Raw genomic sequence first — 7,640 nt, forward strand, 5'->3', positions numbered from 1 at the left:
TGCGCTTGATGCTCATCTTCGGCGTGAGGTGTCCGCTGGCCTCGGTCCACTCGCTGGGGAGGATCGTGAACTTGCGGATGGACTCGGCGCGCGAGACGAACTTGTTCGCGTGGTCGATCGCCCGCTGCACCTCGGCGAGGACGGCCGCGTTGGCGCACGCCTCCTCGAGGCTCATCCCGGCGTCCTCGTCGTTGTTGTTCAGCCACACGGGGAGCATCTCGGGGTCGAGCGTGACGAGCGCCGAGATGAACGGCCGCTTGTCTCCGACGACGACGACCTGCCCGACGATCGGGTTGGCGCGGATCGGGTCTTCGAGCGCGGCGGGCGCGACGTTCTTCCCGCCCGCCGTGACGATGATCTCCTTCTTGCGGCCGGTGATCGTGAGGAAGCCCTCCGAGTCGAACGCCCCGATGTCGCCCGTCTTGAACCAGTCGCCGTCGAACGTGGCGGCGGTCGCCTCCGGGTTGCGCCAGTACTCCTTGAAGACGTTGATGCCGCGGACCTGGATCTCTCCGTCATCCGCGAGGCGGACCCCGACGCCGGGCAGCGCCGGCCCGACCGTGCCGATCTTCGACTTCGTCGCGAGGTTCACGGTGGCCGGCGCGGTCGTCTCGGTGAGGCCGTAGCCCTCGAGGATCACCACACCCAGGCTGTGGAAGAAGTGGCCCAGCCGCGGACCGAGGGGCGCGGAGCCCGACACCGCGTACACGACGTTACCGCCCATCGCGGCGCGGAGCTTGCTGTATACGAGCCGGTCGAACAGGGCGAACTTGATCTTCATGCCGAGCGGGATCTTCTTGCCGTTCTGCAGCAGCGTCGAGTGCTCGATCGCGGTGTGGGCGGCCGAGCGGAAGATCTTGCCCTTGCCCCCTGCCTCGGCCTTCTGCTCCGCGGAGTTGTACACCTTCTCGAACACGCGGGGAACGGCGAGCAGGAACGTCGGCTTGAACGAACCCAGCGCCGGCAGCAGCTGCTTCGTGTCGGGCTGGTGACCCGTCTTGACTCCCGCGTGGATGTCGAGGATCGAGATGAAGCGCGCGAAGATGTGCGCGGTCGTGATGAACAGCAGGGTCGAGGCCCCGGGCGTCTCGACGACCTCGCTCAGCGCCTTCGACGAGTTGCGGACGAGTTCGACGAAGTTGCTGTGCGTGAGCACGCAGCCCTTCGGCCTGCCGGTCGAGCCCGATGTGTAGATGAGCGTCGCGATGTCGGCGCCGTCGGCCAGGTTGCGACGACGCTCGATCTCCTCGTCGGTGACGGCCTTCCCCTGCTCGACGAGCTTGTCGAGATCGCCGCGCTGCATCTCCCACACCGAGCGCACGAGCGGCACCTCGGCGCGGATCTCGTCGATCCGCGCGGAATGGTCGCCCGACTCCGCGACGCAGGCGATGGCGCCCGAGTCGGTCAGGTTCCAGGCGATCTGAGCGGGCGAGCTGGTCTCGTAGATCGGCACCATGACGGCGCCGGCGAAGAACAGGGCGAAATCGACGAGGGTCCAGTCGTAGGTGGTCCGCGCGATGAACCCGACTTTGTCGCCGGGATCGATCCCAGCAGCGACGAAGCCCTTGGCCAGGGCGACGACCTGCTTGTGGAACTCGGCCGCCGTGATGTCCCGCCAGCCCTCGCCGTCCGGGACGGCGAACAGCGCCAGCTGCGGCGTCGCCTTCACCCGGTCGACCAGGAGGTCGGTGACGTTCGCCTGCGGGTCAGCGGGGACGATCGCAGGGACTTCGAATTGAACCACGGCAACTCCTTCGGTACCGATCACGTTCTCGGGTAGATCCTGCTCCGAGTGTATCGGAGCGGCGGGGCCTCCACCGGGGAGTGCCGGGCTGACGCACGCCCTTGATGGGGTTCCACCCCAAACCCCCGGCGCGCTGACGCACGCCCTCAATGGGGTTCCACCCCAAACCCCCGGCGCGCTGACGCACGCCCTTGATGGGGTTCCACCCCAAACCCCCGGCGCGCTGACGCACGCCACTAGACTGCACCGCGCCGCGCGCTGCGCCGGCCGGAAAGGTGTGCCGTGCTGAAGGTCGGGATCGACATCGGTGGGACCAAGATCGCCGGAGGGGTCGTGGATGCCGACGGGCGCATCGTCGAGCAGCTGCGCGTCGACACCCCGGTCGACACGCGCGCTCTCGCAGATGCCGTCGTCGAGATGGCGCGCCATTTCAGTGCCGCTCATGATGTCGCGGCCGTAGGTGTCGCCGCTGCCGGCTTCGTCGACAAGGAGCGCGCGAGCGTCATCCACGCACCGAACATCGCATGGCGTGATGAGCCGCTCAAAGCTCTGCTGGAGCGGCGCATCGACGCTCCGGTCACGATCGAGAACGACGCGAACGCCGCCGGCTGGGCCGAGTTCCGTTTCGGCGCCGGTCGCGATGTCGACGACATGGTGATGCTCACGATGGGCACGGGCGTCGGTGGAGCCGTCATCGCGAGCGGCGCACTGTACCGCGGCGGGCACGGGATCGCGGGGGAGCTGGGCCACATCCGGTTCATCCGCGACGGGCTGCGGTGCGGGTGCGGACAAAACGGATGCCTGGAGCAGTATGCGTCCGGGCGCGCCCTGCAGCGCGAGGCGAATGCGATCGCGGATGCCGGCGGAATCGGCGCCGAATTGGCTGCCGTCCGCGACGAGAAGGGGACGCTCGGCGGCCACGCGATCTCGCGTCTCGTCCTGGCCGGCGACGCCGGAGCCGTGGAGGCGCTCCGACGGGTCGCAACGGCGCTCGGCGAAGCCTGCGGAGGATTCCAGGCCGTCCTCGATCCCGAGCTCTTCGTCATCGGGGGCGGCGTCGCCCAGCTCGGCGACGACCTCCTGCGGCCGGTGCGGATCGCGTACGAGACGTCGCTGCCGGGCTATGGCGATCGTCCCATCGCGGACTTCGCGATCGCAGAGCTCGGCAACGACGCGGGGCTCATCGGCGCGGCGGACCTCGCCATCGCAGGCACGGCCGCAGGGAGCGCATAGGCGATGTTCTACTGGCTCATGAAGTACGTCGTGATCGGGCCGCTCGTCAAGGCGATCTTCCGGCCGTGGATCGTCGGCCGCCGGAACATCCCCACCGAGGGTGCCGCGATCCTCGCGAGCAACCACCTGTCGGTGTCGGATTCGATCTTCCTCCCGCTGATGATCGACCGGCCGATGTCCTTCCTCGCCAAGAGCGACTACTTCACCGGCAAGGGCATCAGGGGCTGGGCGACCCGCATGTTCATGAAGGCCACCGGCCAGCTGCCGATCGATCGCTCGGGCGGCAAGGCATCCGAGGCGTCGCTGAACACCGGACTGAGCGTGCTCGGCCGGGGTGACCTCCTCGGCATCTACCCCGAGGGCACACGCAGCCCCGACGGCCGGCTGTACCGCGGCCGCACGGGCATCGCACGGATGGCGCTCGAGGCGCACGTGCCGGTCGTGCCCGTCGTGATGGTCGACACCGACGCCATCATGCCCATCGGGCGCAGCATCCCTCATGTCGGTCGTGTGGGAGTCGTGATCGGAGAGCCGCTCGACTTCTCCCGCTTCGCCGGCATGGAGGGCGACCGCTACATCCTGCGCTCGGTGACCGACGAGATCATGGTCGCGCTGCAGCGCCTCGGCGAGCAGACGTACGACGACGTCTACGCGTCCACGGTGAAGGACCGCGCGCCCGCTCCGCCGGCGCGCTGAGCGCTCGGCGGGGGAGTGGCCCGCGTCCGCACGGCAACCTCGCGCCGTTAGACTGGCCGGATGCTCCAGCAGCTTGACGCACTCGACCACTGGCGGACTCTGCCGATCAAGCAGCAGCCCGTCTGGTATGACGCGGATGCTGTTGCGGCCGTCTCCGCTGAGATCGCGACGCTGCCACCCCTGGTCTTCGCCGGCGAGGTCGACAACCTGCGCGATCAGCTCGCGCGGGCGGCATCCGGTCGGGCGTTCCTGCTGCAGGGCGGCGACTGCGCCGAGACGTTCGCCGGCGCTACCGCCGAGCAGATCCGCAACCGCATCAAGACAGTGCTGCAAATGGCGGTCGTGCTGACCTACGGCGCCTCGATGCCCATCGTGAAGATGGGCCGCATGGCCGGGCAGTTCGCCAAGCCCCGCTCGAGCGACACCGAGACGCGCGGCGACGTCACGCTGCCCGCCTACCGCGGCGACATCGTCAACGGCTTCGACTTCACCGAGGGCTCGCGTCGCGCCGATCCGGCCCGCCTGCTCAAGGGCTACCACACGGCCGCATCGACGATCAATCTGATCCGCGCCTTCACCCAGGGCGGCTTCGCCGACCTGCGCGAGGTGCACAGCTGGAACAAGGGTTTCGCGGAGAACCCCGCCAATCAGGCCTACGAGCGGCTCGCGCACGACATCGACCGCGCCATCAAGTTCATGGAGGCGGCCGGCGCCGACTTCGACGAGCTGCGCCGCGTCGAGTTCTACACCGGCCACGAGGGCCTGCTGATGGACTACGAACGGCCGATGACGCGGATCGACTCGCGCACCGGCACGCCGTACAACACGTCGGCGCACTTCGTCTGGATCGGCGAGCGCACCCGCGACCTCGACGGCGCGCACGTCGACTACTTCTCGAAGATCCGCAACCCGATCGGCGTCAAACTCGGGCCGACGACCACGCCCGAGACCGCCCTCCAGCTCATCGACAAGCTCGATCCTGAGCGCGAGCCCGGCCGGCTGACCTTCATCACGCGCATGGGCGCGGGCAAGATCCGCGACGCGCTGCCGCCGCTGCTCGAGGCCGTCCGCAACTCGGGTGCGAACCCGCTGTGGGTGACCGACCCGATGCACGGCAACGGCATCACCACGCCGACCGGATACAAGACGCGTCGGTTCGACGACGTCGTCGACGAGGTGCGCGGGTTCTTCGACGCGCATCGCGCGGTCGGCACGCACCCCGGCGGCATCCACGTGGAGCTGACCGGCGACGACGTCACCGAGTGCCTCGGCGGCTCGGAGATGATCGACGAGGCGACGCTTGCGACTCGTTACGAGTCGCTGTGCGACCCGCGCCTGAATCACATGCAGAGTCTGGAGCTCGCCTTCCTGGTTGCCGAGGAGCTCGACAAGCGCTGACTCCAGCCCGCGCGACTCAGAACGCGCCGTTGATCCGGAACGACACCACCGTGCCGCGAGGATGCTCGGTGCCGGCCGCGGGCACCTGCGACTCGACCTCGGTGATCTCGTCGAGCACCGCATCCCACAGCGTCGCGTACTCGTAGTCGAAGCCCGCCTCCGTGAGCGCGGCCTTCGCCTGGTCTCGGGTGAGTCCCACGATGTTCGGGACGGCGAACAGCGGGGGACCGGCCGATACCACCAGCGTCACCGAGTCGCCCGGCCGCCAGCTGCCACCTCCCTCACGATCGGCGACGTAGATGACCTCGCCGGCGTCGAAGTCATCGCTGAACTCCTCTGCAGTGCCGGCCACCGAGAGGTTCACGTCAGCGAGTTCCTCGGTCGCGGACTCGACATCCCGGCCGCTCACATCCGGCAGCGCACCCACCGAGACCGAGAGTGTCGCGGTGTCGCCCTCGAGCGCGGTGCATCCCTGCGTGCAGTCGACGGGGTCCCCCCCGGCTCGTGGAGTGATCGCGACCGCGATGACTGCACCCTCGGGGGCGTCGGTGAAGAACTCCTGATCCGGCTCGGCGACCAGCAGGTTGAGTCCGAGCAGGATGCCGCGGGCATCACCCGCCGAGACCCCCTCGAGCCCCTGCACCTCCCGGGGCTCCGGTCCCTGTGACACGAGGACGTCGACGCTGGAGGCGGGATCGAGCCGCGAGCCGGACGGGGGATCGGTGCCGACGACGACGCCCGGCGGGACCTCGCGATCGAACACGTCCTTCTGGACTGCCTGCAGCGACTGCTCCGCCAGGATCTGCTGCGCCTCCGCGAAGCTGCGGCCCGCGACATCCGGAACCGGGACCTGCGAGCCGGGACCCGACCCGAACCACCAGCCGGCTCCGGCGGCGAGCGCGGCGAGCACGATCACGAGCGCGATGACCCAGCCGCCGCGGACCGCGCGGCGCTTGGTCGCCGTGCGCAGCCGCGTCGCATTGTCGACGTCGTCGACTGCGGTGGTCGGCCCGGTCATCGTCGAGGGCAGCACCTGAGTCACGTCGCCGGTGCCGCTGCTCTCGTCCCGGATGATGCCGGCCGAGATCGTGCGGGCAACCTGCGGTGCGATGCCCAGCTCGTGCTCGATCTCGCGCAGGCGGTCGAGCATCTCCTTCGCGTCGTTCGGCCGGTCGTCGGGCGACTTCTCGGTCGCCCACAGGACGAGCTCGTCGAGCTGCTCCGGAACCCCGGGGTTCTTCGCGCTCGGGCGGGGGACTGAGTCGGTGGCGTGCTGGAAGGCGATCTGCATCGGCTGCTCGCCCTTGTACGGCTGCTCGCCGACCAGCATCTCGTAGAGCATGATGCCCAGCGAGTAGATGTCGCTGCGCGCGTCCGCCATGCCCCGCGTGACGAGCTCGGGCGCGAGGTATGCGATCGTGCCGAGCAGCTGGGCGCCGGTCGCGGTGTTCGCGGTGGTGGCGCGCGCGAGCCCGAAGTCGCCGATCTTGATGCGCCCGTCCTCGGCGAGGAGCACGTTCTCGGGCTTGACGTCGCGGTGGACGATGCCGGCGCGGTGGGCTGCGGCGAGCCCCGACAGGATCGCGTCCATGATGGTGACGGTCTGCGGCACCGTGAGACGACGCTGTTCGCGCAGCAGCTCGCGCAGGGTGATGCCCGGGAGGTACTCCATGACCAGGTAGGCCATGTCGCCGTCCTGACCCTGGTCGAAGACGTTCACCACGTGGGGGTCCGCGAGGCGGGCCGCCGCCCGCGCCTCCTGGATGAATCGGCTCTGGAACACGGTGTCGTCGCTCAGGTGCCCGTGCATCACCTTGAGCGCGATCCGTCGCTCCAGGCGAAGGTCGGTCGCGACGTAGACGGTCGCCATGCCGCCGCGCGCGATGCGCGCGCGCACCCGGTATCGGCCGTCAACCAGACGTCCGATCAGCGGGTCGGCCTGCTGACTCGTGCTCACGCTCCGAGTCTACGGACGGGTGCCTGCGAGCCCGCGGAGCGCCTCACCACGGCCTGACCGGCCGTCCGCGGGCTCCGGCGCCTCTGCGGGGCATCAGCCGTGCAGCGCGAGCCAGGCGAACGCCGGCTGCTCCCACTGCGCGTACCGGTCCGGATACGCGGAGATCTGCACCGCCTGGGCGGCGTCCGCGAACGGGAGGCTTTCCCAACCGGCGATGTCCAGAAGTCCCTGGGTGATGTGGCCGTTCGGATCGGATGGCCCGCCGTAGAACGCCCGCGCGGCGTGCGCCGCATCGCTGACCGCCCCTTCCGTGCCCCAACCCGCGCTCGGCCGCTGCTGGAACAGGCCGAGCGAGTCGCGGTCGCCCCAGTCGAGGTTGCGCAGCCACGACTCCTGCATCGCGGTGCCGAGCGCGACCGCGATGCCGCGATCGGGCACACCGAGTTCTCGGCCGACGCTGATGACGATCTGCGCGTTGGCGACCTGCTCGGCGTCGAGCTCGGTCGTGGGAGCGGTCTCGGCCGGAGTGGTGTTCGACACGAGAATGACGGATGCCGCGGCCGGAATGGCGACGGCCTGTCCCGGGTAGATGATCGATGAGCGGCTCAGCCC

At 69.4% G+C, this 7,640-nt stretch carries 5 protein-coding genes and 1 pseudogene; 3 read left to right on the plus strand and 3 right to left on the minus strand.

Annotated features, from left to right (window positions below; translation table 11 throughout):
* Window positions 1-1,744 (minus strand): AMP-dependent synthetase/ligase (locus tag VFX99_RS16895; RefSeq protein ID WP_329667456.1); only part of this gene is annotated, 1,744 nt, incomplete at its 3' end.
* Between the two features lie 282 nt (window positions 1,745-2,026).
* On the opposite strand from VFX99_RS16895, the gene VFX99_RS16900 reads away from it, so the two are divergent.
* Genes VFX99_RS16900 through VFX99_RS16910 form a run of 3 tightly spaced genes read left to right on the plus strand, consistent with a single transcriptional unit; the run spans window position 2,027 to window position 5,071 of the window.
* The gene (locus tag VFX99_RS16900; protein ID WP_329667457.1) at window positions 2,027-2,977 is read left to right on the plus strand and encodes an ROK family glucokinase; all 951 of its coding nucleotides are present in this window, start codon (window positions 2,027-2,029) and stop codon (window positions 2,975-2,977) included.
* Window positions 2,978-2,980: 3 nt separating this feature from the next.
* Window positions 2,981-3,673, plus strand: coding sequence for a lysophospholipid acyltransferase family protein (locus tag VFX99_RS16905; protein WP_329667458.1), 693 nt, complete (start codon window positions 2,981-2,983; stop codon window positions 3,671-3,673).
* Between the two features lie 60 nt (window positions 3,674-3,733).
* Entirely contained in the window at window positions 3,734-5,071 is a 1,338-nt protein-coding gene (locus VFX99_RS16910; RefSeq protein ID WP_329667459.1) for a class II 3-deoxy-7-phosphoheptulonate synthase, read from the plus strand.
* A 16-nt stretch (window positions 5,072-5,087) separates the two neighbouring features.
* Here the strand turns inward: VFX99_RS16910 and pknB are convergent, their stop codons facing one another.
* Window positions 5,088-7,028 carry a Stk1 family PASTA domain-containing Ser/Thr kinase gene (gene pknB / locus VFX99_RS16915; RefSeq protein ID WP_329667460.1) on the minus strand — a complete coding sequence of 647 codons (1,941 nt, stop codon included), beginning with the start codon at window positions 7,026-7,028 and terminating at the stop codon, window positions 5,088-5,090.
* 93 nt (window positions 7,029-7,121) lie between these two features.
* Window positions 7,122-7,640, minus strand: a pseudogene (locus VFX99_RS16920) (peptidoglycan-binding protein LysM); the annotation flags it as partial.

The organism is Microbacterium sp. (assembly GCF_036277215.1).
In the GTDB taxonomy this organism is placed as follows: domain Bacteria; phylum Actinomycetota; class Actinomycetes; order Actinomycetales; family Microbacteriaceae; genus Microbacterium.

Bases quoted from the DNA above. Each gene is read 5' to 3' on its own strand.
- VFX99_RS16910 (WP_329667459.1), top strand. From the start codon at position 3,734: ATGCTCCAGCAGCTTGACGCACTCGACCACTGGCGGACTCTGCCGATC.
- VFX99_RS16905 (WP_329667458.1), top strand. From the start codon at position 2,981: ATGTTCTACTGGCTCATGAAGTACGTCGTGATCGGGCCGCTCGTCAAG.